Annotated in this window: 27 protein-coding genes and 1 pseudogene; 15 read left to right on the top strand and 13 right to left on the bottom strand. The window is 71.4% G+C overall.

What is annotated here, in order from left to right:
* Nucleotides 1-24 precede the first annotated feature (24 nt).
* The 5 genes from VF092_08190 to VF092_08210 are packed head-to-tail and all read left to right on the top strand — an operon-like array spanning nucleotide 25 to nucleotide 2,663.
* Nucleotides 25-384: a hypothetical protein gene (locus VF092_08190; GenBank protein ID HEX6747267.1), complete on the top strand. Its 360-nt coding sequence runs from the start codon at nucleotides 25-27 to the stop codon at nucleotides 382-384.
* Nucleotides 385-412: 28 nt separating this feature from the next.
* Complete coding sequence (locus VF092_08195) at nucleotides 413-1,195, top strand: class I SAM-dependent methyltransferase (protein HEX6747268.1); 783 nt, start codon at nucleotides 413-415, stop codon at nucleotides 1,193-1,195.
* On the top strand, nucleotides 1,195-1,644 hold the full coding sequence (locus VF092_08200) for an NUDIX domain-containing protein (protein HEX6747269.1): 450 nt from the start codon (nucleotides 1,195-1,197) through the stop codon (nucleotides 1,642-1,644). Before VF092_08195 ends, VF092_08200 begins: the two co-directional genes overlap by 1 nt.
* Nucleotides 1,641-2,087: a DUF5990 family protein gene (locus tag VF092_08205; protein HEX6747270.1), complete on the top strand. Its 447-nt coding sequence runs from the start codon at nucleotides 1,641-1,643 to the stop codon at nucleotides 2,085-2,087. Before VF092_08200 ends, VF092_08205 begins: the two co-directional genes overlap by 4 nt.
* Before the next feature lie 30 nt (nucleotides 2,088-2,117).
* Entirely contained in the window at nucleotides 2,118-2,663 is a 546-nt protein-coding gene (locus tag VF092_08210; GenBank protein ID HEX6747271.1) for an MOSC domain-containing protein, read from the top strand.
* A 349-nt stretch (nucleotides 2,664-3,012) separates the two neighbouring features.
* Here the strand turns inward: VF092_08210 and VF092_08215 are convergent, their stop codons facing one another.
* Nucleotides 3,013-4,986, bottom strand: a complete 1,974-nt coding sequence (locus VF092_08215; GenBank protein ID HEX6747272.1) for an ATP-binding protein — start codon at nucleotides 4,984-4,986, stop codon at nucleotides 3,013-3,015.
* A 171-nt stretch (nucleotides 4,987-5,157) separates the two neighbouring features.
* Between VF092_08215 and VF092_08220 the strand changes: the two genes are divergently transcribed.
* On the top strand, nucleotides 5,158-5,841 hold the full coding sequence (locus tag VF092_08220) for a DJ-1/PfpI family protein (GenBank protein ID HEX6747273.1): 684 nt from the start codon (nucleotides 5,158-5,160) through the stop codon (nucleotides 5,839-5,841).
* Nucleotides 5,842-6,354: 513 nt separating this feature from the next.
* A pseudogene (locus VF092_08225) lies at nucleotides 6,355-6,561 on the top strand (cold-shock protein).
* A 283-nt stretch (nucleotides 6,562-6,844) separates the two neighbouring features.
* Here the strand turns inward: VF092_08225 and VF092_08230 are convergent.
* The 3 genes from VF092_08230 to VF092_08240 form a co-directional block, all read right to left on the bottom strand.
* On the bottom strand, nucleotides 6,845-7,360 hold the full coding sequence (locus VF092_08230) for a hypothetical protein (protein HEX6747274.1): 516 nt from the start codon (nucleotides 7,358-7,360) through the stop codon (nucleotides 6,845-6,847).
* Nucleotides 7,361-7,468: 108 nt separating this feature from the next.
* The gene (locus VF092_08235; GenBank protein HEX6747275.1) at nucleotides 7,469-7,639 is read right to left on the bottom strand and encodes a hypothetical protein; all 171 of its coding nucleotides are present in this window, start codon (nucleotides 7,637-7,639) and stop codon (nucleotides 7,469-7,471) included.
* Nucleotides 7,640-8,011: 372 nt separating this feature from the next.
* A complete protein-coding gene (locus tag VF092_08240; protein ID HEX6747276.1) occupies nucleotides 8,012-8,161 on the bottom strand; it encodes a hypothetical protein in 150 nt (49 codons plus the stop codon).
* A 324-nt stretch (nucleotides 8,162-8,485) separates the two neighbouring features.
* Between VF092_08240 and VF092_08245 the strand changes: the two genes are divergently transcribed.
* From VF092_08245 to VF092_08260, 4 genes are all read left to right on the top strand, one after another.
* Entirely contained in the window at nucleotides 8,486-9,112 is a 627-nt protein-coding gene (locus VF092_08245) for a M23 family metallopeptidase (protein HEX6747277.1), read from the top strand.
* Nucleotides 9,113-9,191: 79 nt separating this feature from the next.
* The gene (locus tag VF092_08250; protein HEX6747278.1) at nucleotides 9,192-9,794 is read left to right on the top strand and encodes a short chain dehydrogenase; all 603 of its coding nucleotides are present in this window, start codon (nucleotides 9,192-9,194) and stop codon (nucleotides 9,792-9,794) included.
* Entirely contained in the window at nucleotides 9,791-10,279 is a 489-nt protein-coding gene (locus VF092_08255) for a DinB family protein (GenBank protein HEX6747279.1), read from the top strand. Before VF092_08250 ends, VF092_08255 begins: the two co-directional genes overlap by 4 nt.
* Before the next feature lie 183 nt (nucleotides 10,280-10,462).
* Nucleotides 10,463-11,479 carry a glycosyltransferase gene (locus VF092_08260; protein ID HEX6747280.1) on the top strand — a complete coding sequence of 339 codons (1,017 nt, stop codon included), beginning with the start codon at nucleotides 10,463-10,465 and terminating at the stop codon, nucleotides 11,477-11,479.
* A 15-nt stretch (nucleotides 11,480-11,494) separates the two neighbouring features.
* Here VF092_08260 and VF092_08265 read toward each other — a convergent pair whose 3' ends face one another.
* The 4 genes from VF092_08265 to VF092_08280 form a co-directional block, all read right to left on the bottom strand.
* Nucleotides 11,495-12,325, bottom strand: a complete 831-nt coding sequence (locus VF092_08265; GenBank protein HEX6747281.1) for an amidohydrolase family protein — start codon at nucleotides 12,323-12,325, stop codon at nucleotides 11,495-11,497.
* Between the two features lie 222 nt (nucleotides 12,326-12,547).
* Nucleotides 12,548-14,893 (bottom strand): cation:proton antiporter, encoded by a 2,346-nt coding sequence (locus VF092_08270; protein ID HEX6747282.1) that lies wholly within the window; start codon nucleotides 14,891-14,893, stop codon nucleotides 12,548-12,550.
* A gap of 263 nt (nucleotides 14,894-15,156) precedes the next feature.
* On the bottom strand, nucleotides 15,157-15,366 hold the full coding sequence (locus VF092_08275) for a hypothetical protein (GenBank protein HEX6747283.1): 210 nt from the start codon (nucleotides 15,364-15,366) through the stop codon (nucleotides 15,157-15,159).
* An 82-nt stretch (nucleotides 15,367-15,448) separates the two neighbouring features.
* Nucleotides 15,449-15,634 carry a hypothetical protein gene (locus VF092_08280; GenBank protein HEX6747284.1) on the bottom strand — a complete coding sequence of 62 codons (186 nt, stop codon included), beginning with the start codon at nucleotides 15,632-15,634 and terminating at the stop codon, nucleotides 15,449-15,451.
* A 324-nt stretch (nucleotides 15,635-15,958) separates the two neighbouring features.
* Between VF092_08280 and VF092_08285 the strand changes: the two genes are divergently transcribed.
* Nucleotides 15,959-16,555 (top strand): hypothetical protein, encoded by a 597-nt coding sequence (locus VF092_08285; protein HEX6747285.1) that lies wholly within the window; start codon nucleotides 15,959-15,961, stop codon nucleotides 16,553-16,555.
* On the opposite strand, the gene VF092_08290 is transcribed toward VF092_08285, so the two are convergent.
* Nucleotides 16,527-17,663 (bottom strand): type I restriction endonuclease, encoded by a 1,137-nt coding sequence (locus VF092_08290; GenBank protein ID HEX6747286.1) that lies wholly within the window; start codon nucleotides 17,661-17,663, stop codon nucleotides 16,527-16,529. The two genes, VF092_08285 and VF092_08290, sit on opposite strands and share 29 nt — an antisense overlap.
* Nucleotides 17,664-18,215: 552 nt before the next feature.
* On the opposite strand from VF092_08290, the gene VF092_08295 reads away from it, so the two are divergent.
* The gene (locus tag VF092_08295; GenBank protein ID HEX6747287.1) at nucleotides 18,216-19,499 is read left to right on the top strand and encodes an aminotransferase class V-fold PLP-dependent enzyme; all 1,284 of its coding nucleotides are present in this window, start codon (nucleotides 18,216-18,218) and stop codon (nucleotides 19,497-19,499) included.
* 170 nt (nucleotides 19,500-19,669) lie between these two features.
* On the opposite strand, the gene VF092_08300 is transcribed toward VF092_08295, so the two are convergent.
* The 4 genes from VF092_08300 to VF092_08315 all read right to left on the bottom strand — a co-directional run bounded on the left by VF092_08300 (nucleotide 19,670) and on the right by VF092_08315 (nucleotide 22,037).
* On the bottom strand, nucleotides 19,670-20,521 hold the full coding sequence (locus VF092_08300; protein HEX6747288.1) for an FkbM family methyltransferase: 852 nt from the start codon (nucleotides 20,519-20,521) through the stop codon (nucleotides 19,670-19,672).
* Between the two features lie 105 nt (nucleotides 20,522-20,626).
* Nucleotides 20,627-21,091: a hypothetical protein gene (locus VF092_08305; GenBank protein ID HEX6747289.1), complete on the bottom strand. Its 465-nt coding sequence runs from the start codon at nucleotides 21,089-21,091 to the stop codon at nucleotides 20,627-20,629.
* Complete coding sequence (locus VF092_08310) at nucleotides 21,088-21,453, bottom strand: hypothetical protein (protein ID HEX6747290.1); 366 nt, start codon at nucleotides 21,451-21,453, stop codon at nucleotides 21,088-21,090. Before VF092_08310 ends, VF092_08305 begins: the two co-directional genes overlap by 4 nt.
* A complete protein-coding gene (locus tag VF092_08315; GenBank protein ID HEX6747291.1) occupies nucleotides 21,450-22,037 on the bottom strand; it encodes a sigma-70 family RNA polymerase sigma factor in 588 nt (195 codons plus the stop codon). The genes VF092_08310 and VF092_08315 overlap by 4 nt, the downstream gene beginning before the upstream one ends.
* Nucleotides 22,038-22,467: 430 nt before the next feature.
* Here VF092_08315 and VF092_08320 point away from each other — a divergent pair, with 430 nt between their 5' ends.
* Both VF092_08320 and VF092_08325 read left to right on the top strand, forming a co-directional pair.
* Nucleotides 22,468-23,229: a YHYH protein gene (locus VF092_08320; GenBank protein HEX6747292.1), complete on the top strand. Its 762-nt coding sequence runs from the start codon at nucleotides 22,468-22,470 to the stop codon at nucleotides 23,227-23,229.
* Nucleotides 23,230-23,868, top strand: a complete 639-nt coding sequence (locus VF092_08325) for a hypothetical protein (GenBank protein ID HEX6747293.1) — start codon at nucleotides 23,230-23,232, stop codon at nucleotides 23,866-23,868. It begins immediately after the preceding gene.
* The last annotated feature ends 14 nt before the right edge of the window (nucleotides 23,869-23,882 follow it).

Raw genomic sequence — 23,882 nt, forward strand, 5'->3', positions numbered from 1 at the left:
ACCACCAGACCCGCACGCCTCGCCATGCCCATCAAGGAAGCCATTCGCCCCCTCCTCGAGCAGCTGCTCGAGATCCAGCGCGCCGCGTTCGAGCTGCGCGAGCACGAGACCGCCTTCCACGCGCTCTCCGCGGCCGCGCACGCCGCCGACAGCCTGGAGGACATGGAGATGCTCGACCGCATCGCGCGGCTCAGCCGCGACGAGCTGGCGTGGCTCGACGCGCACGATCCCCGGCACCGCCTGTCCACCGAATCGGCGAACAGCCGGCATCACCACAGCGTGTTCGAGCAGCTCGGCGTGACCGCCACCAACATGCGCAAGCGCCTGCACGCCGAGCGCGTGCGCCAGGAATCGGCCCGCGCGGCCGGCGACTTCCACGGCTGACGCACCGCTCCCCCGCCCACCGAACCCGATGCCGGAGCCCACCGCGCGCTTCGACGCCGCGTCCGCCCGCGACGCCTGGGACCGCGCGGCCGACGCGTACGCGCAGGGCCAGGCCTCCGGGCGCGACTTCTACCGCTACGAGTTCCTCGGCCCGCAGCAGGTGGCCCTGTGCGGCGAGGTGCGCGGGCTGCGCGTGCTCGACGTCGGCTGCGGCAGCGGCTACTTCGCGCGGGAGATGGCGAAGCGCGGCGCGCGCGTCGCCGGCGTCGACCTCTCCCCGCGGATGCTGGAGCACGCGCGGCGCGAAGAGATCGCCGCGCCGCTCGGCATCGACTATCTCGAAGGCGACGCCGCCGAGGTCGTCGCCGGCCTCGACCCCGCGTCGTTCGACCTGGCCACGTCGTGCGTGGCGCTGCAGGACATGGCCGACGTGCCGGGCGTGCTCCGCGGCGTGCGCGCGGCGCTGCGGCCGGGCGGGCGCTTCGTGGCCTCCATCACCCACCCGTGCAGCGACACGCCGTTCCGCCGCTGGGAGAAGGACGAGCGCGGCACCAAGCGATGGCTCTGCATCGACCGCTACTTCGAGCGCGGGCCGCTGGAGTACGCGTGGAGCGGCTGGGCGTACGACTTCACCACGCCCGCGCTGCACGCCACGCTGGAGGACTGGCTCGGCTGGATCCTGGACGCCGGCTTCCACCTCCGCGCGCTCCGCGAGCCGCGTCCCACCGACGACGCCATCCGCGCGCGCCCGGACCTGGAGGACGCCGCGCGCGTGCCGTACTACCTCGTCTTCGACCTCGTCCGCCCGTGATGCGCGCCGAGACGGAGCTCCCCGCGCGCACCTTCGGCGCCGCGCCCGGCGAGGTGGCGTCCCGCCCGCGCCACGCCGCGTACGCCGTGATCGTGGATGGAGAGGGGCACGTCGCGGCCGTCCGTGGCCGCGGTGGCCGCTTCTGGCTCCCCGGCGGCGGCTCGCTCGCCGGCGAGACGCCGGAGGAGACGGTGCTGCGCGAGATCCGCGAGGAGCTGGGCCGCGAGGCGCGCCCGGGAGACCGGATCGCCCGCGCGACGCAGCACTTCCACGCGGCGGACGAGGGATGCTGGTACGAGATGGCGGCGGTGTTCGTCCTTGCCGAGCTAGTTGGAGATGTGATTCATCCCGCGGAAGACGAGATGTCCTGGCTCGATCCGGCACGCGATGCCGCCCTCTTCTTCCACCCCTGCCACGCCTGGGCGGCCGAGATGGGAGTCGCGCGATGAGCAAGGAGATGGAACGCGAGCTCCCGCTCCGCATCGTCGTGCTGCGGCCGCCGCCCGGCGTGACCTTCGCCGTACAGCGCGGCCGCGACGGGCTGCTCCCGCCGGCCTGCGTCTCGGGAGACGAGATCGCGTTCGAGCTGACGGTTCGCGCCGCGCCGCGCGGGGACGGCACGGTGAACCTGCTCGGCCCGTTCGCGCAGGGGTCGCCTTCGGACCGCTTCATCTACGTCAGCTCGGGGACGTCGGCCGGCCAGGCGGGGAGCTGCTGGACGCGCCGCGCGAAGGTGAAGACGGCCGGCATCACCCCCGCGCTGGTGGAGGAAGCGCTCGCTACCCCCGGAGCCGTCCTCGAGGCGCGCATCGCGGGCACCGCGCGCGACGGCGGCCCGTGCTGCGCCACCGTCCCGCTCCTAGACGGCGGCTGGCGCGTCCGGCGCGGCTGACGGCATCGAATGGCAGAAATGGAGATGGGGATGACGAGCGCGACGGTGACGGCGGTCAGCGTCAGCCCGGCGCACACCTTCAGCAAGCCGAATGCGGATGTGATCCGCCTGCTCGCCGGCCTGGGGGTGGAAGGCGACGCGCACCTGGGCGTGACGGTGAAGCACCGCTCGCGCGTGGCGCGCGACCCCACGCAGCCCAACCTGCGCCAGGTGCACCTGGTCCACGCCGAGCTGCACGACGAGCTGCGCGACGCCGGCTTCACCGTGCGCCCCGGCGACATGGGCGAGAACGTCACCACGCGCGGCGTCGACCTGCTCGCCCTTCCCACCGGCACGCGCCTGCGGCTGGGCGACGAGGCGGTGGTGGAGGTCACCGGCCTGCGCAACCCGTGCGTGCAGCTGGACCGCTTCCAGCCCGGGCTTATGTCCGCCGTGCTCGATCGCGACGAGCACGGCGAGCTGGTGCGCAAAGGCGGCATCATGGCCGTCGTCATCGCTGGCGGCCGCGTCCGCCCCGGCGACGCCATCCGCGTCGAGCTCCCGCCCGGGCCCCATCGCCCGCTGCAGCCGGTGTGACGAAGCGCGCCTGCCCGGCTGCCGCAATTGATTGTGCATTCGGATCAGATGTCATTCCGAGCGGCGCCGCTGCTCCGAATCTCCAATCGCACGGATGCCAGGCGGCGCCCGAGGAATCTGTGGCATGCGTCCGAGCGACAGGCGGCCTGTGGCTCGGGAACCGGCCACAGATTCCTCAGGCGCCACGGCTTCGGCATGGAGGACAGGGCGGCGCAGCGCCTTCGGAATGACATTCCTTCCTCCGATGCATCATTAATCCGGAGATTTGGTATCATTATGCGCACGACGAAGCAGGACAGCGGATGCGCTTCCGCTGCCCTGCCCTCTTCTTCCGACCCGTCGAACCGGATCAGGAGGATACGGTGACCGGTCCGCCGATGCCAATGCCGTGCACGGGGATGGTCAGCACGCCGCGCGGCAGCGTGAAGGTGAAGGCGGAGCCCGTGCCGGGCTCGCTCCACACGCTCAGCTCGCCGCCCATCCCCCGTGCCAGCTCGCGGCTGATCGCCAGCCCCAGCCCCACGCCTTCGTCCGGGCGGTTGAGGGCGCGCTCGCCCTGTACGAACGGCTCGAAGATGTGCGGCAGCCGCTCCGCGCGGATCCCCGTGCCGGTGTCGCGCACGCGGATGCGCACCTCGCGCTCGTCGGCCTCGCACTCCAGCGCCACCGTGCCGCCGGGCGGCGTGTACTTCACCGCGTTGCCCAGGAGGTTGAGGAGAACCTGCCTCACCTTGTCCGCATCGGCGCGCACGGCCAGCGCCGGCTCGGCCGCATCGCGGTGGAACGCCACCCCCGACGCGGCCACCTGCGGCGCCACCAGCGACTCCACCTCTGCCAGCATCTCCGCCACGGGCACGTCGGACACCACGTACTGCACCTGCCGCGCGTCGACCCGGGCGTAGCTCAGCACCTGGTTGATCAGCGTCAGCAGGTGCGCCTGGCTGCGGGCGATGCGCTCCAGCGCCTCGCGCTGCGCGTCGGTCACCGGGCCGTGGATCCCCATCTCGATCAGCTGCGCGTAGCCGCCGATGGCGTTCAGCGGCGTGCGCAGCTCGTGGCTCATCACCGCCAGGAAGTCGCCCTTGGCGCGGCTGGCCTGCTCGGCCTCGGCGCGCGCCCGCTCGGCGTCGTCGCGCGCCTGCCGCAGCTCGGCGTTGGCCTCCTCCAGCCCCTCGGCGGCGGCCGTGGCCTCCTCCACCTGCTCCTCGAGCGCGCGCCGCGCCGACTCCACCTGCCGCGCCATGGCGTCGAAGCTGGCGGCCAGGCGCCCCACCTCGTCGCGCCCGGCGCCGGACACGCGCCGGTCGTAGCGCCCCGCCGCCACCGCCTCGGACGCCGCCGTCAGCGTCGCCAGGGGCCGGGTGATGCGGCGCGAGACCAGCCAGGCGAGCAGTCCCCCGAGCGCGGCCAGCACCAGCCCCATCCGCGCCAGCATGAGCACCGTGCGCTTGGGACGCGCCACGACCCATGCGGCGGGGCTCTCCATCACCATCACCCACGGCGTCCCCTCGATGCGGGCCTCGGCGGCAAGGAAGCGCTCCCCGCCCGCGCGCTCGTGCCACAGCGACTCGCCGGCCGAGTCGCGGCGGACCGGCGCCGCCACGGGCACGCCGGGGTGCACGGACCACAGGCTCCCGTCCGCGTTGCGCGTGTAGAGATGCACGTCCTCGCGCATGAACTCGCGCAGCATGCGCATGGCGTCGCGCGGGCCGCCGATGCCGCGCTCCTGCGCCAGCCACCCCACCCGCGCGCCGCCGTCGCCCGCCACCGGCGCGTACGCCCAGAAGCGCACGCGGCGGCCGTCCAGGTGCTGCGGCCCGAAGCGCACGCCGGCGCCGGGACCGTCCGCGCGCAGCAGCGCCGCGCGCTCCGCCGCCGTCGACGAGTCGCCCTCCAGCCGCGCGACCACGCGTCCCGTCAGGTCCCACAGCTCCGCCGGCGCGGGATCCCGTCCTCCGTCCAGCCCGGTGAGCACCGCGCGCGCGGCCGCGATCTCCGGCGCCGCGGCCCCGCCGTCCTGTGACGCCATCAGCGCGCGCCGCACCGCCGCATCGGCCGCCGCGCCGCGCAGCATCGCCGCGCGCTGCGAGAGCGACGCCTCCGCGCCCTTCGCCACCTCGCGCACGGCGTGATTCAGGCGGTCGCGGACGATCGCCTCGGCGCGCATCGAGACGGTGCGCCAGGTCAGTACGATCATCACCGCCAGCCCGGCGGCCAGGAAAGCCGTCATCAGCAGCGGGAGCTTCCACTCCAGCGACACCGAGCCGCCCAGGCGAACGGGTCTGGGCGCGGCGCGAGCGGATCGGCTGGAGGGAATTGCCATCACCTGGAAGATCGAGGGAACGCGAGGGGAGCTGCCCGAAATCTGACGCCAGCGGCGCCGGGGGACAAGCGGAGATCTCCTCGCGCGATGGCGATCCAGTTGCGCGCGTGCCCTTCATGCCGCATCCGTACGCGGCTTCATCACCCGAACGCCCATCCCCGGAGAATGCCCATGCCGCCGGCCGTCACCCCGTTCCGCATCGTCATCCCCCTCTACCCGGCCGTGGACCTGATGGACGTGGCCGCGCCGCGCGAGATCTTCAGCTGGATGGCCGAGAGCTGGTCGGCCGCGGGCCCGGTGGAGGTGCTGCTGGCCGCGGAGAGCGACGACCCGGTGCCCACGCGCGACGGCACGCGCATCCTCCCCGACGTCACCTTCGACGCGGTGCCGTCCGTCGACGTGATCTGGGTCCCCGGCGCCGGCCTGGACGGGCTGCAGGCGGCGATGGCGGACGAGTACCTGCTCGAGACGCTGCGGGGCTGGGCGCAGCAGGCGCGCTGGGTGACGTCGGTCTGCGAGGGCGCGCTGGTGCTGGCCAGCGCCGGCCTGCTCGACGGCTACCAGGCGACGACGCACTGGGCCTTCCTCCCCTGCCTCTGCCAGTTCGAGGGGATCACGGTGATCGGCGGCGACGGCGATTTCCCGCGCTTCGTCGTCGATCCGGGCACCGGCGGAGGCGCGGTGCGCGTCACCGGCGCGGGGATCTCGGCCGGGCTCGACGAGGCGCTGCAGCTGGTGCAGATGATCGCCGGCGACAGCGTCGCCGAGAGCGTCCAGCAGACCATCCAGTACTATCCCGACCCACCGGTCTCCGCGCCGTTGCCGGTGCCGGGGACGTGTCCGCTGTCCAGCTGAGCGCGAAAGTGCGGGAGTGCGGGAGTGCGGGAGTGCGAAAGTGCGAAAGTGCGGGAGTGCGGGAGTGCGGGAGTGCGGGAGTGCGGGAGTGCGGGAGTGCGAGAGTGTGACCCGGAGATGATCGTGGTGGGGGCGATTTCGGGCACCGCGTGAAAGCAGCCGCGGCCGGGGAGGATTAGGTCATCGCGAAGTCGCGCATCGTGTTGATCGCGACGCGGAAGCACGCGCAAGTCGTTCTGCGGCCACGACGAGCGCGGGATGGAGGGTGGCGCCCGTTTTACGCCTGCGTGGGCTGGACAGTTGCCAGAAATGCGTTTTTGCATGTCCCACGCGGGAAAATGGCGAAACTGCATGGTTGACGGGCGGACGTTTTCGACCGACCTTGCGTGTGGAAGGACCCCTGACGCGCCTTCGAACTCGCCTGTCGTGGAGCGTTGGCACGCAATGCGCGGCAGGAACGCTTTCGCTCCGCAGCGGCGGCTGCACAACACACACTCCAGAGGGTGACCGGCTATGGCGAGGGAGAGGGGGACGGTGAAGTGGTTCAACCCCGAGAAGGGGTTCGGCTTCATCACCCGCGAGAACGGCGAGAAGGACTGCTTCGTGCACCACAGCGCGATCCAGGGCTCGGGCTTCCGCACGCTGAACGAGGGCGAGGCGGTGGAGTTCGAGGTGGTGCAGGGCACCAAGGGGCCCGCGGCCGAGAACGTGGTTCGTCTCGACGCGCCCGAAGGCGGTGAGGGTGGCGGTGGGGGAGGCGGCGGCGGTGGCTACGGCCGTGGCGGTGGAGGCGGCGGACGTGGCGGCGGCGGCCGTGGCGGTGGCGGTGGTTACGGCGGCGGCGGTGGCGGCTACGGCGGTGGTGGCGGCGGCCGCGGCGGTGACCGCGGCTATGGCGGCGGCGGCGACCGCTGGTGACACGCCGCGCCCTCGCGCGCAGAAGGGGCCCGGGTCGATCCACCCGGGCCCCTTCGCTTGTCCGGCCGCGCCGCCCGGCGCCGCCTCACCCCGCCGCCATCTGCGGGAGAAGGAAGGTGGGGTCCGACGCCTGGCGCTCCTCGTCCGTCATGATGTACGCGGTGGTGCGCACGGCGGGGCACACGCGGCAGGCGCGCTTCCCCTCCTGCTTCCACCAGCGGCAGTCCGGCCGCACCGCGCAGGCGGGAAGCGCCTCGGTCACCTGCGGGGTCAGCTGCACCAGCTTGGTGGCCAGGCGGCAGTCGTGCCCGTCGAAGTGCTTGCACGCGCCCTCGGCGCACGGCGCGGCGATGCGGAACACCTCGGTGACGCGCACCGGCCCGGCCATGGCCGTCACCTCGTCGGTCAGCGGCACGCGCTCGGGAAGGTAGCCCACGCGCCGCTCCTCCACGGTTCCGCCCAGCACGCCGAAGACGAACGCGCCCTCCATGTGCGGCTGCGCGCTGGGGCACATCGTGGGCGAGCCGTCGGCGCGCGGGGCGCACCCCTGCGCGGGGGCCGCGGCGGGCTCGGCGGTAACGGGGGCGGTGGTCGCGGACATGCGGAGCTCCGGAGGTGGAGACCGGGTTCGGCCAGGACGGGCCGCTCCCCGGCGTGAGGCCCTCGCCCCGGCGGTCTCGCCCGGAGCGAGGGATGATGCCGCCCGCGCTCAGGAGACCACGGGCTCGGTCGTCGACGGATCCTGCCAGATGCCGGTGGTGCCGGGGGGGAGGGTGGAGCCGCTGGTGGTCGCATTGGCGCGCTCCTGCAGGGCCAGGTCCACTCCGACCGATGCCGCGTCGGCGAGGCTGGTGACGGGTACGACGGTAGGTCTGCTCATCTTCGCTGCTCCGGGAAGGAGGGGGGAACCGCGAACGGCCGCAGGGTGCCGGCGAGCCGTGGTCGCACTCTAAATACGCCCGATTTTCTCGTCAAGCGCGCTGACCCGACGTTCTTCGCCTCCGCGCGCCGGATTGGCCATCGCATATCGTAAACGTTTGTATTACCGGGATTTCTCCGGGTTTTGCGTACGGTTCCGCAAATCCGTTGCAACAGCCGTCCTCGCGCCATTTGCGCCTGGAAGGGGAAAAGCTTCTCCACGGATCGAGTGGACGCAGGAGCCTCGATGGATGCCGGGATTCCGGAAGCAACGGCGCGGCCGGACGTTGAGTCCGCCCGCGCCGTTGTCAAAGCGCGAGGATCCGCCTGGAGATCAGGCGTTCGGAGGCGGGATCGGCGCCCCGATGATGATCGGCTCCATGCTGGGATCGCTGGCGTTCGCCCGCTCCTGCAGCGCGATGTCCACGCCGATCGACGCCGCGTCGGCAAGGCTGGTGAGCGGGATGGTCGCTGGCCTGGTCATGTCTCGCTCCGTAAAGGGGAAGACGCGCAGCGCGGCGGAGATGAGGCCGCCCGTGGTCACACACTATATGCGACCCTATTTCGCGTCAACGAACTCGGTGGGACGCGGACGGAGTGTGTACGGCGAATCCACGAACCTTCGGATCCTATACCGTTTTCACGCCGCGCTTCGTACGATCTCGCCGCATCGCAGCCCCGGTTTTCTCTGGAATCCTCCCGCGACTGGATGGCCACCGGACGCACAACCGGCTGAGGATGCCCCAACTGCGGACCCGCGTCGGAAGCGAATCTCTCCAGCACGGCCCGGCCTGGGCGATTCTCGCCGATGTCGGCTCGGTTCCTGCGCCTGGCGTCGTTTGCCATGCGCATCCGCCTGACGCTCCGCACCGTCGTCGTCGCCGCCGCGCTCGTGGAGGGCGCGCTGCTGGCGGGGGTGGTGACGTACCTCGCGGTGACCGGGAAGGCGCTCGTCGTCCGCTTCGCCACCCGCGAGGAGATGCGGCGTGCCGAGACGCCGCCGCGCCTCGTCATCCCCGTGGCCGGCGTGCGCGCGCCGGAGCTGCGCGACAGCTTCGGCGCGGGGCGCTCGGGCGGGCGCCGGCACCTGGGGATCGACATCATGGCGCCGCGCGGCACGCCCGTCCTGGCCGCCGCGCCGGGGGTGATCGTCAGGCGCGACACCAGCGCGCTCGGCGGCATCTCCCTCTACCAGCGCGGCAGCGACGAGCGCACCATCTACTTCTACGCGCACCTGCAGGGCTACCGCGCGGGGCTCGTCGAGGGCGAGCTGGTGCGCGCGGGCGACGTGATCGGCTACGTCGGCGACACGGGAAACGCACGCGGCGGCAGCCCGCACCTGCACTTCGGCGTGTACACGGTGGCCGATCCCAATCGCTGGTGGCACGGGCGCGACCTCAACCCGTACCCGCTCCTCCGCGGCGCCGCGCGGTGACGCCCTTGCATCGCCCCGGCGCGCGGGCGAGTGTCATCGCTCGCACTCGGCGGCAGATCCGGAACGCAGGAGGGACGGGATGAAGGTGATCGTGATCGGCGGGACGGGGACGATCGGCGGCCCCGTGGCGGACGCGCTGGCGCCGCGCCACGAAGTCGTCCGCGCGGCCCGCAGCGGCGGCGACGTGCGGGTGGACATCACCTCGAGCGATTCGATCGAGGAGATGTACCGCACCGTCGGGCGGTTCGACGCGGTGGTGTGCTGCGCCGGCTCGGGCGCGTGGAAGCCGCTGGAGGAGCTCAGCGAGGACGATTTCGCGATGAGCCTGGGGAACAAGCTGATGGGGCAGGTCAACGTGGTCCGCCACGGCCTGAAGCACGCCGGCGATGGCGGCTCGATCACGGTGACGAGCGGCGTGCTGGCGCAGAGCCCCATGCCCGGGAGCGCGGCCGTCAGCCTGGTGAACGCGGGGCTGGAGGGGTTCGTGCGCGCGGCCGCGCTCGAGGCGCCGCGCGGCGTGCGGGTGAACGTGGTGAGCCCGCCGTGGGTGTCCGAGACGTTGCAGGCCATGGGGATGGACCCGTCGGGCGGGATGCCGGCGGAGCAGGTCGCGCGCGCCTACGTGGCCGCCGTGGAGGGGACGATGAACGGCGCCACCCTGGACCCGAGGGACTTCCGGTGAGCGCGGGCGACCACGACGCCGCGCTCCGCGAGCAGCTCGCGAAGTTCCTGGCGTGGCGCGAAGCGCACGCGGGCTTCGACGCGGCGGTGGAGGGGCTGCCGGCCGAGCTGCGCGGGCGGCGGCCCGAAGGGCTTCCCCACTCGCCGTGGGAGCTGCTGGAGCACCTCCGCAAGGCCCAGCACGACATCCTCGACTTCTCCCGCAACCCGGACTACGGGGAGATGCGGTGGCCGGAGGACTACTGGCCCGCCTCCCCCGCCCCGCCGGACGACGAGGCGTGGGAGCGCAGCGTGGCCGCGTACCGCGCCGACCGCGAGGCGATGCAGGCGCTGGCGCGCGACCCGTCGGTCGACCTGTTCGCCCGCATCCCGCACGGCAACGGGCAGACGTACCTCCGCGAGATCCTGCTTACGGTCGACCACGCGGCGTACCACGTGGGCCAGTTGGTGCTCGTGCGGCGTCTTCTGGGCGCGTGGAAAGAGTGATCCTGAATCCGTGGATCGATTGTGCGATCAGAGCAACAGAATGACTCACACGGAGGGAACGGAGGAAACGGAGGATGGTGAGCAGATCCTCCGTTTCCTCCGTTCCCTCCGTGTGAGCCTATTCTCATCACTACCAATCGAATGCACAGCCGATCGTTCAATCCGGTATGAGGTGATCTCGGGATGGGTGATCCCGCCGTCTCCATCGTCCTCCCCTTCCGCGACGAGGCGGCGTTCCTGCCGGAGTGCCTGGCCTCCATCCGTGCGCAGACGCTGGACGACTGGGAGCTGCTCGCCATCGACGACGGCTCGGCGGACGCGTCGCCGGAGATCGTCAGCCGACTGGCGCGGGAGGATGCGCGCGTGCGGCTCGTTCGGCCCGGGCGCGTCGGGCTGGTCGCCGCGCTGAACCTGGGGATCGCGGAGTCGCGCGCGCCGCTGGTGGCGCGAATGGACGCGGACGACGTGATGCTGCCGGAGCGGCTGGCGGCGCAGCGCGACTACCTGGACGCGCATCCGGACGTCGCGCTGTGCGGCACGCAGGTGGAGCTCTTTCCCGCGGACGAGGTGCGCGGCGGCTACCTGGAGTACGTGCGCTGGCAGAACGCATGCGTGCGTCCCGAAGAGATCGCCGCCAACCTGTACGTGGAATCGCCCTTCGCGCACCCGTCGGTGATGGCGCGCACGGCCGTTCTCCGTGCCGCGGGCGGCTACGCGGAGGGGCCGTTCCCGGAGGACTACGAGCTGTGGCTGCGGCTGCACGCCGCCGGCCAGCGCATGGGCAAGGTGCCGCGCGTGCTCCTGCGCTGGCGCGAGCGGGGCGCGCGCACCAGCCGCGTGGACACGCGCTACGCCCGTGAGGCCTTCGACCGCGTCCGCGCGGATCATCTCGCGCGCGACCCGCGGCTGCACGCCGGCCGTGAGATCGCCGTGTGGGGCGCCGGACGCCGCTCGCGCCTGCGCGCGCGGCTGCTGATGGAGCGCGGGATCTCGCCCGTCACGTGGATCGACATCGACCCGGACAAGATCGGGCACCGCGTCTGGGGCCTCCCCGTGCATGCGCCCGAGTGGCTCGCCGGGCGCGACCCGCGGCCGTTCGTCCTCGTCTACGTCAACAACCACGGCGCGCGTGACCTCATCGACGCGCGCCTGGGGGAGATGGGCTACGTCGCCGGCGAGGATTGGCTGGGCGTGGGATGAATCTGCGCGAACCGATCACGATCCCTCGTCGTCTCGTTCGACGCGCACCTCGAAGCTCAGCCGGAAGACGCGCGCGGCGTTGCGCCAGAGGATCCCGTCGCGCTCCTCGTCGGTCAGGTCCAGCTTGCCCAGGAAGCGCAGGTAGCCGCCCAGCTCCGAGATCGGCCAGTCGCTGCCGAACATCAGCTTCGACGGCTCGTTCACGTACGCCACCACCTCGTCGACCTTCTGCACCATCAGCCGCTCGAAGCGCGGCTGCCAGTCGCCCACGGTGAAGCCGGAGAGGTCGCCGAAGACGTTGGCGTTCTTGTAGATGACCTCGGCGGCGTCCAGCATCCAGGGGTTGCCCAGGTGGCAGATGACGAAGCTCACCTCGCGGTGGTCGACGGCGATGTCGTCCACCTCCAGCGGGTGGGCGAAGCGGACCTTCGCGTGCGGGTCGAAGGTGTCACCCGTGTGGATCATCACCGGCACGCCGTACTCGGCGGCCAGCTCGTATACGGGGCGCATCTCGGGGGCGGAGAGGCGGAACGGCTCGTAGCCGGGGTACAGCTTGAGCGCCTTCACCCGCGCGCCGCGCAGCAATTCGCGCAGGTGCGGGAGATCGCGCGCCAGGTGCGCGTGCCGCACGCCGGCCACGATCCCCAGCCGCGGGTCGCGCCCCACGGTCTCCAGCAGTTCCTCGGTGCCCGGCCAGTCGGGCGTCACGTCGTGCGCCGCTAGCACCAGCGCGTACGCCACGCCGTGCGCCTCCATCTCCGCACGCAGCAGCGCGTGGCGCTCTTCGAGCGAGACCGGGAGCTCGGGGAGATAGCGGTTGAGATGGGTGTGGCAGTCGATGATCACGGGTCCGCGCCGGAAGAGGTCCGTCCGCGCCACGGCAGGGAGCGTACCAAGTGGGAAATCACCTGCCTCTCATGTCATACTGCTTCGGCCGAATGGTCGTGCATTCAAAGACATCCCCAACAGCAATGAATCACACGGAGGGACCGGAGGGAACAGAGGCCGCGATGAGTTCCTCCGTTTCCTCCGTTCCCTCCGTGTGATTTCATCCATGCCCGGCGCGGCCTACACCTCCAGCCGGTCCACGTAGCACCATCCCCACGTCTCGCCGGGCTCGATCGAGCGCATCACCGGGTGCGCGGTGGCGTGGAAGTGGGCGGCGGCGTGCCTGTTCCTGGAATCGTCGCAGCACCCCACGTGGCCGCAGCTCATGCAGATGCGCAGGTGCACCCAGTCGTCGCCCGTGCGCAGGCACTCCTCGCACCCGCGGCTCCCGGGGTGCACCGGGCGGACCTGCAGCAGGTGCGGGCAGCGGCCCGGGTGCGCCGGCTCCAGCGTCACCACCTGCTCCGTGTCGACCCACGCGCGGGCCGGCGGGGATGGCGGCGGCGGAAGCGAGCCCCCGGCCGGGCGGAAGAGCGGCGCGGCGCGCGCGAACGCCTCGGCGGTGCCCACCAGGGCCAGGTCGGTGCCGGGCGCCAGCGCCACGTCGCCGGCCGGGTCGTCCTCCCACGCGCCGCCGCGCCGCACCGCGCGCAGGTGCACGCCGTACGACGACAAAGCCAGCTCGGAGACGCGCCGTCCCGCCGCCGCGGCGCCGGCGCGGACGGTGACGGTGCGCGACTCGAGGCAGCCGGCCCCCAGCGTGCACACGGGAAGCGGCGGAAGCTCGGCCGCGCGCAGCGCCGCGTATCCCCCGGCGCGCACGGCCGCCTCCTGCGTCTCGATCTCCTCCGGCGCCACGCGGTACTCGCGCAGCACGTCGGCAAACAGCTGCACCACCGCCTCCAGCTCCTCGGCCAGCACGCGGTCGGCGCCGGCGTGCGCCAGCGGATCGACCTCGGCCAGGTAGCGCGTGCGCACCACGATGCGCATGGTGGGGTTGGACATCCGCGCCACCGTGGTGATCCGCGCCGCGGTGGCCGCGTCGTCGTCGGCCACCACCAGCACCTTGGCCCGCTCCACCCCCACGCGCTCGAGCGTGCGCTGCCGGGTGGAATCGCCGCGCAGGACGCGGTATCCCGCCTCCTCGGCCTCGCGGGCGCCCTCGGGGCTGAGCGTGGTGATCACGAAGGGCACGGCGGTGGTGTCGAGCACCCGCGCCAGCCGGCGGGCGCCCGCGCCGTAGCCGGCCACGATCACGTGGTTCTCCATCCCCAGCCCCTCTTCCCCCGGCTCCGCCTCGCCTTCGTCCGTCGCGGCGGCGGGCGCGCGCCGGCGCGCCTCCAGCCATGAGGCCACCGAGGCCAGGTAGGGCGTGGCGATCATCAGCACCACGGTGGCGGCGATGAAGGTCTGCGACCCCGCCTGCCCCCGGCCCAGCGGCGACAGCCCCGCCTGCGCGCCGGCCCGGTCGAGCACGAACGAGAACTCGCCCACCTGCGCCAGCAGCAGCCCGGCAGCGCCCGCCACGGCGGGGCGGTAGCCGAGCAGGCGCGAGGCGGCGGCGGTGGTGAGCGTCTTGACGGCCAGCACCCCGGCCGCGGCGGTGGCCACCAGAGGCAGGTGGCGCACGAGGAACCCCAGGTCCAGCAGCATCCCCACCGACACGAAGAAGGTGGCGCTGAACAGGATCTGCAGCGGGAGGATCTCGCCCAGGGCGTGCTCGCTGAACCGGCTCTCGCTCACCACCAGCCCCGCCAGGAAGGCGCCCAGCGACAGGCTCACTCCGGCCAGGCTGGTCAGGTACGCGGTGCCGAAGCACACCGCCACCACGGTGAGGAGGAAGAGGTCGGGCGAGCAGGTGCGCGCCACCGTCTCCAGCAGCGGCGGCATCACCCTGCGCGCCACCAGCAGCACCGCGGCGATGATCCCCGCCGCCTTCCCCAGCGCCAGCGCCACGTCGCCCGGCGAGCCGCCGCCCTGTCCGCCCAGCAGCGGGAGGAGGAGCACCATGGGGATGATGGCCAGGTCCTGGAAGATGAGCAGCCCCACCCCCACCTGCCCGTGCGCGCGGGTGGCCTCGCCGCGGTCGGCCAGCAGCTTGAGCACGATGGCGGTGGACGAGAGCGACACCAGGAAGCCGGTGAAGACGGCCGCGCGCCACCCCGCGCCCGTGGCGGCCACCAGCCCCGCGGTGGCCGCGGTGGCCAGCACCACCTGGGCCGTGCCGCCCCCCAGGATCAGCCGGCGGATGCGCGCCAGGCGCTCGAAGCTGAACTCGATGCCGATGGTGAAGAGGAGGAGCACCACCCCGAGCTCGGCGGCCGCGTCGACGATGGCGCGGTCGCTCACCACCCCCAGCCCGTTGGGCCCGATCAGCACCCCCGCCAGGAGGAAGCCGACGATGGTGACGAGCCCCGCGCGGGCGCCTGCGTAGGCCACCACCGCGCCGGCCACGATCACGGCCGCGGCCTGCACGAAGTAGCCGGGCGGTCCCGTGCCGGTGCTGAGAAGGGCGAGGGAGATCATGCGCGGTGGGGCGCGGGTGGCGGCGTGCGTATGGCGAACCGGGCGCCGTCCGGTGACGGGCGTCCGTCAGCTTACATCTCCCGGCGTCAGGGCACCACCCCGCGCGGGCGCCGCCCCGGTCGCGTGAGCAGCAACCCGTCCGACGAATCGTTCTCCCCGACGTCGCGGGCGCCAGGTGATGCTCGAGAATGTAAGCACCACGCCAAGCGGAGCCGGGCCCGCCGGGACCGGCTCCGCTCTACCGTCACGCTATCCGCTTTCGCTCACCCGCAGCAGAGGCAGCGGCCGTACTGCGGCACCCAGTTGCCGCCCAGCTCGCCGCACACCTTGCGGCAGTAGGTGTTGGTGCACGACGCCGCGTTCTCGGCGGGCGCCTGCGGGGCCGCGAACGCCTGGACGGCGCCGAAGCCAAGCGAGGTGACGATGGCCGCGCCGAACAGGGCTACCTTCCAGATCGAGGCGATACGCTTCATGGGGAGAATTCTCCTGATCGGGGACGCAAGCCGGCCGGGATCAGCGCCGCGCACGGTGCGGCGCCGGCTCCGCCTCGGCGGCTCAGCAGCACACGTCGACGGTGCAGGTGGCCGTGTCGGCGCAGCCAACGGTCGGCGCACAGTAGCGCGAGCAGAGGGGCTTGGTGGGAAGGGAGTTCCCCTCGACCGTCCCGCGCTCCAGCGACTCGGCGTCGATCGCGAAACTCTCCACTCGCAGGTTATCCACTTCCAGCATCAGCTTCTTCATCTCGGTGGGCTCCGTGCTGAAGGCACCCTCTTCAACGCTCGAGGGCAAGGGCCGGGCGGCGGTGTCCACCCAGCAGACGTCTCCGCGTGAGGGCAGAATAGGGGCGCAGAAAATTCCTGGCTGCGGCGAAGGAATTTCGTTCGATCCCTTCAGGCCACCGCCAATTCCAGCGCTGCCCTCTCAATTGTCGACGAATACCACCTACTAAAATAGGCTGGAAATGAAGACAGTCAACCGCTACGGTGGACGGACGCCGCCGCGCCATGGACTGGCGCTGCAGCCGCATCGCCACAATTCTACGACATCACCGAACGCACCCGGACGATGACCTTCTCTCGCCGCGACTTTCTCTCGACGCTCGGGCGCACGGCGCCGGCCGCGTGGCTGGCGGCGGGCGGGAGCGCACAGGTGCGCGAGTTGGCGGAGGAACTGGCGCGCTTCACCGGCGATCCCGACGAGATCGCGCGCGACGAGCGCTTCTGGGCGCCGGTGCAGCAGGCGTTCACCGTCGACCGCTCCATCATCAACCTGAACAACGCGGGCGTCAGCCCCTCGCCCGCGCTGGTGCAGGACGCGATGAAGCGGCACCTCGACTACTCGAACGAGGCGCCGGTGCAGACCATGTGGCGCGTGCTGGAGCCGCAGCGCGAGACCGTGCGCGCCGGCCTGGCGCGGATGTTCGGGTGCGACGCCGAGGAGGTCGCCATCACGCGCAACGCCACCGAGGCGCTGCAGATCCTGCAGATGGGCTTCGACCTGCGGCGCGGGGGACGAGGTGGTGATCTCCACCTCCCCCGTAGTTCAGCCAGGATAGAGCAGCGCTTTCCTAAACCCGAAGTCACAGGTTCCCGCTACCTCATCCATCACTCACTCCTCACTTCAGAGATCCACCTCAGCCGAGTTCCTGGACGCGTTGCTTGAACGCCGCGAGCAGGGCCTGATCGATTGAGGCGAGGTCATCCGTATCGATCAGCGTGGCGCCACCTGCACCCATAAAGTCAAAGCGGTACTGCGGGTCGCGGCCTTGGCGGAAGTTGAACAGCCGCCCTTTTCGTTCCTGGCGATAGAACAAGGTGAATACCGTCTTGTGGTCGATGGGCCGAACGTGCTGCAACTTTGAGAACAGCACCTCGTCTCCACCCACGAGGAATGGCAGCCTGGTTTTCACGTAGTCAAGGACAAACAACTCAACTTCGGTTGTGACGACCCCCATCTCTCCGTCCGCCGCGGGCGTTGCGACCGGCTCCGGATCAGGTGCGGATGGGATTGCTTCGGTTCGCATCTTCACCAGATCCTTGCGATCCGCAAATCCGACTCGCTCAAGGATCTTTCGGTCCAAGAGCGCCTCGGCCGCATCACGGATGATCGGTGCGTGCTCTTCGACCATTCGGTTCGTCCGCCGCCCCTCGACGTTTGCTAGATCCATCATCGTTCGTACAAAGCGCTCATCGGGACGGCTCAAAGCCTTGTCAAGCGCGTCGGCATACTGGGCCGTGTAAATGCGGCGCCGTGCGTCTGCCCCGACGAACGCCGGGTCGAACGTGCCTTTCCGGAGCTTGCTCAGGGCGTCGAACGCAGTAGGGTCGACCTGTCCCCGTGCCACCTCGGACAAGTCGACCACTGCGAAAGGCTGATCGTCCATCAAGTTCTCCAGCCCTGTATCAGTATAGAGCTGGAACTGGAGTCCATCCGTCAGGATCCCGAGCTTGACGGTCGGTACGGCATTGAAGTAGCCCTTCAACTCTCCGCGGTTCGCTTCGGAGAGTGTGCCCACCTTCTTGCATTCGATGGCGATGGCCGGGTTGCCATTCACCGAGATCGAGTAATCGACGCGATTCTTGAACTTGTCGGAGAACGACGCGTGAGCCTCGGGGATGACCTCGTCGGGATCGAGCGGGTCGTAGCCGAGGAGTTGGAGGAACGGAAGTACGAGGTACTGCTGCGTGGCGGCTTCCGACTGCGCTCGAACGGCTCGCTCAACCACAGTCTGCGCATGCGTGACCAGTGCGCTGCGAAACTCTTCACTCATTGAGCCTCGTGAGGTGGGGGCGGGGTGGAAGGGTCGGGAGGATGGAATTCGCCGTCACGGGTTTCGAACGCCAGCGGCGCCAGCTCACCGCACTCGCGGCGGAGATGCTCCCAAGCAGAGGAGGGCGTCACCGCCGACAGATTCAGCCCTTCAAGCGATCCGCGGTCAGTGGCGAGCCCAATCAGTATGGCCGTGCTGGCGCAATTGTGCTCGGAGAAAATGCGCGTGACAGCGGGAGCGGTCAACGATGGCGGATCTCGGTGGCACGTCGGCCCAGGAGTGCTTGGACGGCTAGTTCGTACACCGGCCGCATCTCGGGCGCGGACAACGGCTCATAATCCAGGTACAGCTTCAGCGCCTTCACCCGCCGCGCCATCACAGATCGCGCAGGTGCGGAAGGTCACGCGCCATCGGGAGGCCGAGAGAGGGGCCATCCGCGGCCCACCGATCCGGTCGGAGCAAATGGCCCCTGCGGTTCCGCCGCTCTGGCGTCCGCAAACCGGGCGGACGATGTTGGTCCCGATCACCCCTCATCACCATCGCACCGACACGATGTTCACCCGTCGCGACTTCCTCTCCACTCTCGGGCGCACGGCGCCGGCCGCGTGGCTGGCGGCGGGCGGGAGCGCGCAGGTGCGCGAGCTGGCGGAGGAGCTGGCGCGCTTCACCGGCGATCCCGACGAGATCGCGCGCGACGAGCGCTTCTGGGCGCCGGTGCAGCAGGCGTTCACGGTCGATCGCTCCATCATCAACCTGAACAACGCGGGGGTGAGCCCCTCGCCCGCGCTGGTGCAGGACGCGATGAAGCGGCACCTCGACTACTCGAACGAGGCGCCGGTGCAGACCATGTGGCGCGTGCTGGAGCCGCAGCGCGAAACCGTGCGCGCCGGCCTGGCGCGGATGTTCGGGTGCGACGCCGAGGAGATCGCCATCACCCGCAACGCCACCGAGGCGCTGCAGATCCTGCAGATGGGCTTCGACCTGCGGCTGGGCGACGAGGTGGTCGTCTCCACGCAGGATTATCCGCACATGATCGAGACGTGGCGCCAGCGCGAGCGCCGCGACCGCATCGTGCTGCGGACGATCGATCTGCCGATCCCGATCGAGGACCCGGGCGAGGTGGTGCGGCGGTACGAGGCGGCGATCACGCCCCGGACGAAGCTGGTCCACGTCAGCCACATGAGCTTCATCAACGGCCAGGTCCTGCCCGTGCGCGACGTGGCGCGGATGGCGCGTCGCCGCGGCATCTCCGCGATCGTGGACGGGGCGCACGCGTTCGCGCACTTCCCCTTCCACCAGGGCGACCTGGAGTGCGACTTCTACGCGGCCAGCCTGCACAAGTGGCTGTATGCGCCGCACGGCACGGGAATGCTGTACGTGCGGCGCGAAAGGATCCCGGAGATCTGGCCGCTGCAGGCGTCGGACGAGGCGAAGCGGGCCGACATCCGCAAGTTCGAGGACGTCGGCACGCACCCGGCCGCCAACGCGCTCGCCATCGCCGAGGCGATGTATTTCACCCACGCCATCGGGATCGACAACAAGGCGGCGCGCCTGGCCTATCTCCGCGACCGGTGGGCGGCGGAGCTGGCGCGGCATCCGCGCGTGCGGCTGCACACCAGCCTGCGGCGCGGCCGTGCGTACGCCATCGCGCTGGTGCAGGTGGAGGGGATCGAGCCGGGGAAGGTGTACGAGGAGCTGTGGACGAAGCACCGCATCATCACCAGCCCGACGAAGTGGGCCGGCGTCGAGGGCATCCGCGTCACCCCGAACGTCTACACCACGCTGGACGAGATCGACCGGTTCACGGAGGTGATGCGGGGAATTCTCCGCGCCTGAACCTTCGCCTTCCCGCCGCATTCGTGTGCGCTGCACGGGCCGGTTCCGGTGACGGCGGGCTGGCGCCGGGCATTGCGGGAGGACGAGACTCTCGTTCGATCACCGCGCGGCGGGACGAAGGCGGAGGACGCCGGTCAGGCGCGTGCGCCGGCGCGCGGGCAGCGCGGCATTCATGGCCTGGCGATGAAGCGCAGCAGCGCCGCGGGAGTGTTGGTGATCGCGCGCGGGGCCAGTGGCTTGCCGGGCAAGGTCTCGAACCGGTATCCCGCGTCCACAAGCAGACCGACGAACCGCCCCGGGCGCTCGCCCCTGGCCTCCAGGAGGTCGTGATGGAGCTCGACGAAGAGCGTGGGGCGGATCTCACGGAGTGTACGCGCGGCGCCCGCGATCACCTCGATCTCCTCTCCGTCGACGTCGATCTTCACGATGCTGGGACGGATTCCCGTCCGCTCCACGAAGGCATCGATCGTCGTCTTCACCACCTCTCGCGAACGGTCTTCGCGCGTGGTGTTGAAGAAGCCGCTTTCGTCGATCGAGCCGTGCACCGTGCCGGACGCGGAGCTGAGCCAGGCCTGGCGGATCTCGGCGCGGTCGGCGAGCCCGTTCTGCGCGAGGGCTCGCCGCAGGTCGGCCAGAGGCTCCGCCGCGGCGTCGAAGGCGATCGCCCGGTTTCCGGGGCGCGCCGCGCAGTAGGCCAGGGTGAAGATCCCGTGGTTGGCGCCGACGTCGAAGAGCACGCCGTCCGCGGCGCCGGCGTGCTGGACGAATGCGTAGAGCTCTTCCGCCGACTCGCCGTTGCTTTCCAGGTGAAAGCGGAACGCTTCCCACGCCGGCCGCGACAGGGTGAGGCGCGCGAGCCGGTGGATCTCCAGCCGCACCTGTCCGGACGCGTCGAAGCGTGCGCTGTAGCCGAGAGAGACCGCGGGCGGCCGATAGCCGTACCGACGACCGCGAACCGCCGCCTTGACCGGTTCCGGCAGCAGGCGGGCGGCGAATCGCTTCAGGACGCGCAGGGGTTGCATGGGCTTCGGCGGCAGCGGCGGCTGGCGTGGCGGAGCTCACGTCCGGGCGTTTCCCGTCCCGGTCGCGGTCACTCCGTGATTGCAAAGGGCGTGACGCATCTCTCGTCACCTCGGCGGCGGGCCGTCGAATGGGGGGCGGCCGTCGGGGGGCGGACCCTGGCCGGGGAACCCGGGCTCGCCCGGAGGCGGGCCGCCACGGCGCGGGGGCGGCGGGCCGAAGGGGGGCGGGAGGAAGCGGTTCAGCCGCGTCCGCTGGTCCTGGTCCAGGTGCGGGGCCAGGCGCCGCCGCATGGAATCCAGCGCCGCGCGCAGCTCGCGGTTGGCGTCGGCGATGATCTGCTGGTTGCGCCGCGCCGTGGCGTCGATCAGCGGCTCGATTCGGCGACGCTGGGCCTCGTCGCGGGGACGGATCACCTCCTCCACGTGCTGGCGGAACCCGCCGGGGCGCCGCATCCCCTCGAGCGCCTCGCGCCGCCCCGCCGCCACCGCGCCCCCCGCCACGGCGCCCAGCAGCACGCCCAGCAGCAGCGTGGTCAGCAGGATCACCGCGGTCCGCGTCTCGAGCTTCATCCCCGTTCCTCCTCCAGCGCGTTGGCGGCGGGCGGTGCGTGGCGCATGGAGACGGGCTCCAGCGAGTACGCGGCCTCGATGGTGACGGCGGGAAGCCCCAGCGCCGCGTCGACCGGCGACTGCCGCGCGTCGGCCTCGCGCAGGTTCCACGCGGCCAGCGCCACCACCGCGGCGGCGGCCAGCGGGGCCAGCCGCAGGAACTGGCGCTGGAGCGCGGCGGCGAAGGCGGCGCCGGGCGCGGCCTGCTCGTCGCGCACGCGGCGCATCACGCGGTGCGCGAACCCCGGCGCGAACGCGTCACGCCGCTGCGCGCGCAGGAGCGCCTCCACCCCGCGCATCTCCGCATCGAGCCGATCGCTCATCGTCTTTCCTCCGTCATCTCCCGATCCTGCACGTACGGCCTGAGCTCGGCCGCCAGCTGCTCCATCGCGCGCGAGAGGCGCGAGAGCACCGTCCCCTCGGGGAGCCCCAGCACCTCGGCCGTCTCGCGCGTGGAGCATCCCTCGATCATCCGCAGCACCACCACCGGCCGGTGCTTCGGCCCCAGCCGGTCGATGGCCGCACGCACGCGCGCCTGTGCCTCACGGCTCTCCACGCCGTCGCGCTGCTCGGCGGGCGGCTCGGGAAGCGGCTCGCGCGCGCGGTCGCGGCTCAGGAAGCGCAGCGAGAAGCGGCGCCGGCGCTTGAGCGCGTTCAGCGACAGGTTCACCGCGATGCGCCGCAGGTAGGTCTTCACCGACGCGTCGCCGCGGAAGTCGCCGAGCGCGCGGTAGAAGCGGATGAACGTCTCCTGCCCCACGTCGTCGGCGTCGTCGCCCGGCCCCAGCATCCCGATCACCGTCGCCGCGACCGCCAGCTCGTAGCGCTCGACGAGGACGCGGAACGCGCGCTCGTCGCCGGTGCGCGCGCGGCCGATCAGCTCCTGGTCGGTGGGGTCGGCGTGCATCCGCGCGCTCCGGGTCCGCGGCCGGGCGGCGGCCGCCGCTCCGGGCCTTCGCATCGTTGGACAACGTATGTCGTGCGGGGATTCCATCCAAGCGGGGAGTGCTGAGTCCTAAGTCCTAAGTCCTAAGTCCTAAGTCCTAAGTCCTAAGTCCTGAGTCCTGAGTCCTAAGTCCTGAGTCCTGAGTCCTGAGTGCTGCGCACAACGCCGCCCCCGCGCTGACGTCATCCTGAGGCCGGCCAGACTGTAATCAGCGTCTGCGCAAGCGCTGGCAGGCCGAAGGATCTATAACCGCGTCGGCACGCGATTCTGTCGAGGCGCACCCATCCATCGCCCGGAGACTCTCTCCATCGATGGAATGCCGATCACCGTCGCGTTGTCGGGGATTGTGGAACGGCGTTGATGCTTCGACCGACGACCAAGGGAGGCGGGGATGAAGATGAGATCGCGGGTGATGGAGATGGCGCTGCTGGGCGCCGCGGCGATGGCGCTGGCGTGCGGGACGAACGCGGTGGCGGGGACGGACGACGATTCCTCGACGATCAGCGGCGACGTGCCCGCCGTCTTCCAGAAGTTCACCAACGGAGTGGAGATCTCCGCAGACGGAAGCGAGATCGTGCTGCGCTCGCGCGGCGTCCCCAACCACCGGAGCCCGTACTGGTCGCCGGGCGACTCGCGCTTCGAGGCGTACAACGGCTCCAACCCGCAGTGGGCGTCCAACGGCTTCACCATCCAGGAGCAGCAGCTGGTGATCCGCATCCCGCGCAACCCGCAGAAGGCCGCCAGCGCCTCGCCCACGCCGCTGGGGCCCATCGGGATGGCGCTGAACGGCGTCCCCATCTTCAACCAGTACGCGGGAAACGGGCGCCCGCTGACGATGGAGATCAACTCCTTCGACCAGTACAACGGCCACCCGCAGCAGACCGGCTCGTACCACTACCACGCCGAGCCGCTCTACCTCACCCGCACCGGCGGCAGCGAGGGGCTGATCGGCTTCCTGCTCGACGGCTTCCCCGTCTATGGGCCCGTGGAGAACGGGAAGACGCTGGCCAACGCCGACCTCGACGACCTGCACGGCCACACCGGCCCCACGGCCGACTACCCCAACGGCATCTACCACTACCACGCGACCGCCGAGGCCCCGTACATCAACGGCGCCGGCTTCTACGGCACGCCCGGCACCGCGAGCCGGTAGATGCGTCGCGTCCTGGCCGTCGCCGCCGTCGCGCTCGCGTGCGGCCTCGCGCGCCCCGCGCCGGCGGCCGACCCGCTCCGCGCCGTCGAGGCGACCGACCCCGCGCTCCGTCGCGACGGCGACCGCGTCACCTTCCGCGGCGCGCCGTTCAGCGGGCAGGTCATCGAGCGATATGGGGATGGGACTCGGCGCAGTTCCACCACATACCTCCGCGGCCGTCGCGACGGGGTCGCGCAAGGGTGGTACGCGGACGGGAGACTGGCCTGGCGCGGGGGATTCCGCCGCGGGCGCGAGGAGGGGATGCACCGCGCGTGGTGGCCGAGCGGGCGGCCGCGGCTGGTCGAGCGCTTCCGCGACGGGCGGCTGGAGGGGACGGTGCGCGAGTGGTTCCCCGGCGGGCGACTGTACCGCGAGGTCCGCTACCGCGCCGGGCAGGAGGCCGGCCGCCAGCGGATGTGGTTCGCCGACGGGACGCTCCGCGCCAGCTACGTGGTCCGCGACGGCCGCCGCTACGGGCTGATGGGCGCGAAGGGCTGCACCGGCGAGCACAACGGCATCTCCGCGGACGCTGACGAAGCTGTCTCACGCGGAGACGCGGAGGCGCGGAGAACTCAGCGCACGACAGCGACGTCATCGTGAGGCCGGCCACACCG

Source organism: Longimicrobium sp. (genome assembly GCA_036377595.1).
Lineage (GTDB): Bacteria > Gemmatimonadota > Gemmatimonadetes > Longimicrobiales > Longimicrobiaceae > Longimicrobium.

Bases quoted from the DNA above. Each gene is read 5' to 3' on its own strand.
- VF092_08205 (HEX6747270.1), top strand. From the start codon at position 1,641: ATGAGCAAGGAGATGGAACGCGAGCTCCCGCTCCGCATCGTCGTGCTG.
- VF092_08200 (HEX6747269.1), top strand. From the start codon at position 1,195: ATGCGCGCCGAGACGGAGCTCCCCGCGCGCACCTTCGGCGCCGCGCCC.
- VF092_08210 (HEX6747271.1), top strand. From the start codon at position 2,118: ATGACGAGCGCGACGGTGACGGCGGTCAGCGTCAGCCCGGCGCACACC.
- VF092_08285 (HEX6747285.1), top strand. From the start codon at position 15,959: ATGACCTTCTCTCGCCGCGACTTTCTCTCGACGCTCGGGCGCACGGCG.
- VF092_08235 (HEX6747275.1), bottom strand. From the start codon at position 7,639: ATGAGCAGACCTACCGTCGTACCCGTCACCAGCCTCGCCGACGCGGCA.
- VF092_08310 (HEX6747290.1), bottom strand. From the start codon at position 21,453: ATGAGCGATCGGCTCGATGCGGAGATGCGCGGGGTGGAGGCGCTCCTG.
- VF092_08280 (HEX6747284.1), bottom strand. From the start codon at position 15,634: ATGAAGAAGCTGATGCTGGAAGTGGATAACCTGCGAGTGGAGAGTTTC.
- VF092_08275 (HEX6747283.1), bottom strand. From the start codon at position 15,366: ATGAAGCGTATCGCCTCGATCTGGAAGGTAGCCCTGTTCGGCGCGGCC.
- VF092_08295 (HEX6747287.1), top strand. From the start codon at position 18,216: ATGTTCACCCGTCGCGACTTCCTCTCCACTCTCGGGCGCACGGCGCCG.
- VF092_08240 (HEX6747276.1), bottom strand. From the start codon at position 8,161: ATGACCAGGCCAGCGACCATCCCGCTCACCAGCCTTGCCGACGCGGCG.
- VF092_08270 (HEX6747282.1), bottom strand. From the start codon at position 14,893: ATGATCTCCCTCGCCCTTCTCAGCACCGGCACGGGACCGCCCGGCTAC.
- VF092_08300 (HEX6747288.1), bottom strand. From the start codon at position 20,521: ATGCAACCCCTGCGCGTCCTGAAGCGATTCGCCGCCCGCCTGCTGCCG.
- VF092_08195 (HEX6747268.1), top strand. From the start codon at position 413: ATGCCGGAGCCCACCGCGCGCTTCGACGCCGCGTCCGCCCGCGACGCC.
- VF092_08190 (HEX6747267.1), top strand. From the start codon at position 25: ATGCCCATCAAGGAAGCCATTCGCCCCCTCCTCGAGCAGCTGCTCGAG.
- VF092_08305 (HEX6747289.1), bottom strand. From the start codon at position 21,091: ATGAAGCTCGAGACGCGGACCGCGGTGATCCTGCTGACCACGCTGCTG.
- VF092_08315 (HEX6747291.1), bottom strand. From the start codon at position 22,037: ATGCACGCCGACCCCACCGACCAGGAGCTGATCGGCCGCGCGCGCACC.
- VF092_08260 (HEX6747280.1), top strand. From the start codon at position 10,463: ATGGGTGATCCCGCCGTCTCCATCGTCCTCCCCTTCCGCGACGAGGCG.
- VF092_08290 (HEX6747286.1), bottom strand. From the start codon at position 17,663: ATGAGTGAAGAGTTTCGCAGCGCACTGGTCACGCATGCGCAGACTGTG.
- VF092_08230 (HEX6747274.1), bottom strand. From the start codon at position 7,360: ATGTCCGCGACCACCGCCCCCGTTACCGCCGAGCCCGCCGCGGCCCCC.
- VF092_08250 (HEX6747278.1), top strand. From the start codon at position 9,192: ATGAAGGTGATCGTGATCGGCGGGACGGGGACGATCGGCGGCCCCGTG.
- VF092_08245 (HEX6747277.1), top strand. From the start codon at position 8,486: ATGTCGGCTCGGTTCCTGCGCCTGGCGTCGTTTGCCATGCGCATCCGC.
- VF092_08325 (HEX6747293.1), top strand. From the start codon at position 23,230: ATGCGTCGCGTCCTGGCCGTCGCCGCCGTCGCGCTCGCGTGCGGCCTC.
- VF092_08220 (HEX6747273.1), top strand. From the start codon at position 5,158: ATGCCGCCGGCCGTCACCCCGTTCCGCATCGTCATCCCCCTCTACCCG.
- VF092_08320 (HEX6747292.1), top strand. From the start codon at position 22,468: ATGAAGATGAGATCGCGGGTGATGGAGATGGCGCTGCTGGGCGCCGCG.
- VF092_08215 (HEX6747272.1), bottom strand. From the start codon at position 4,986: ATGGCAATTCCCTCCAGCCGATCCGCTCGCGCCGCGCCCAGACCCGTT.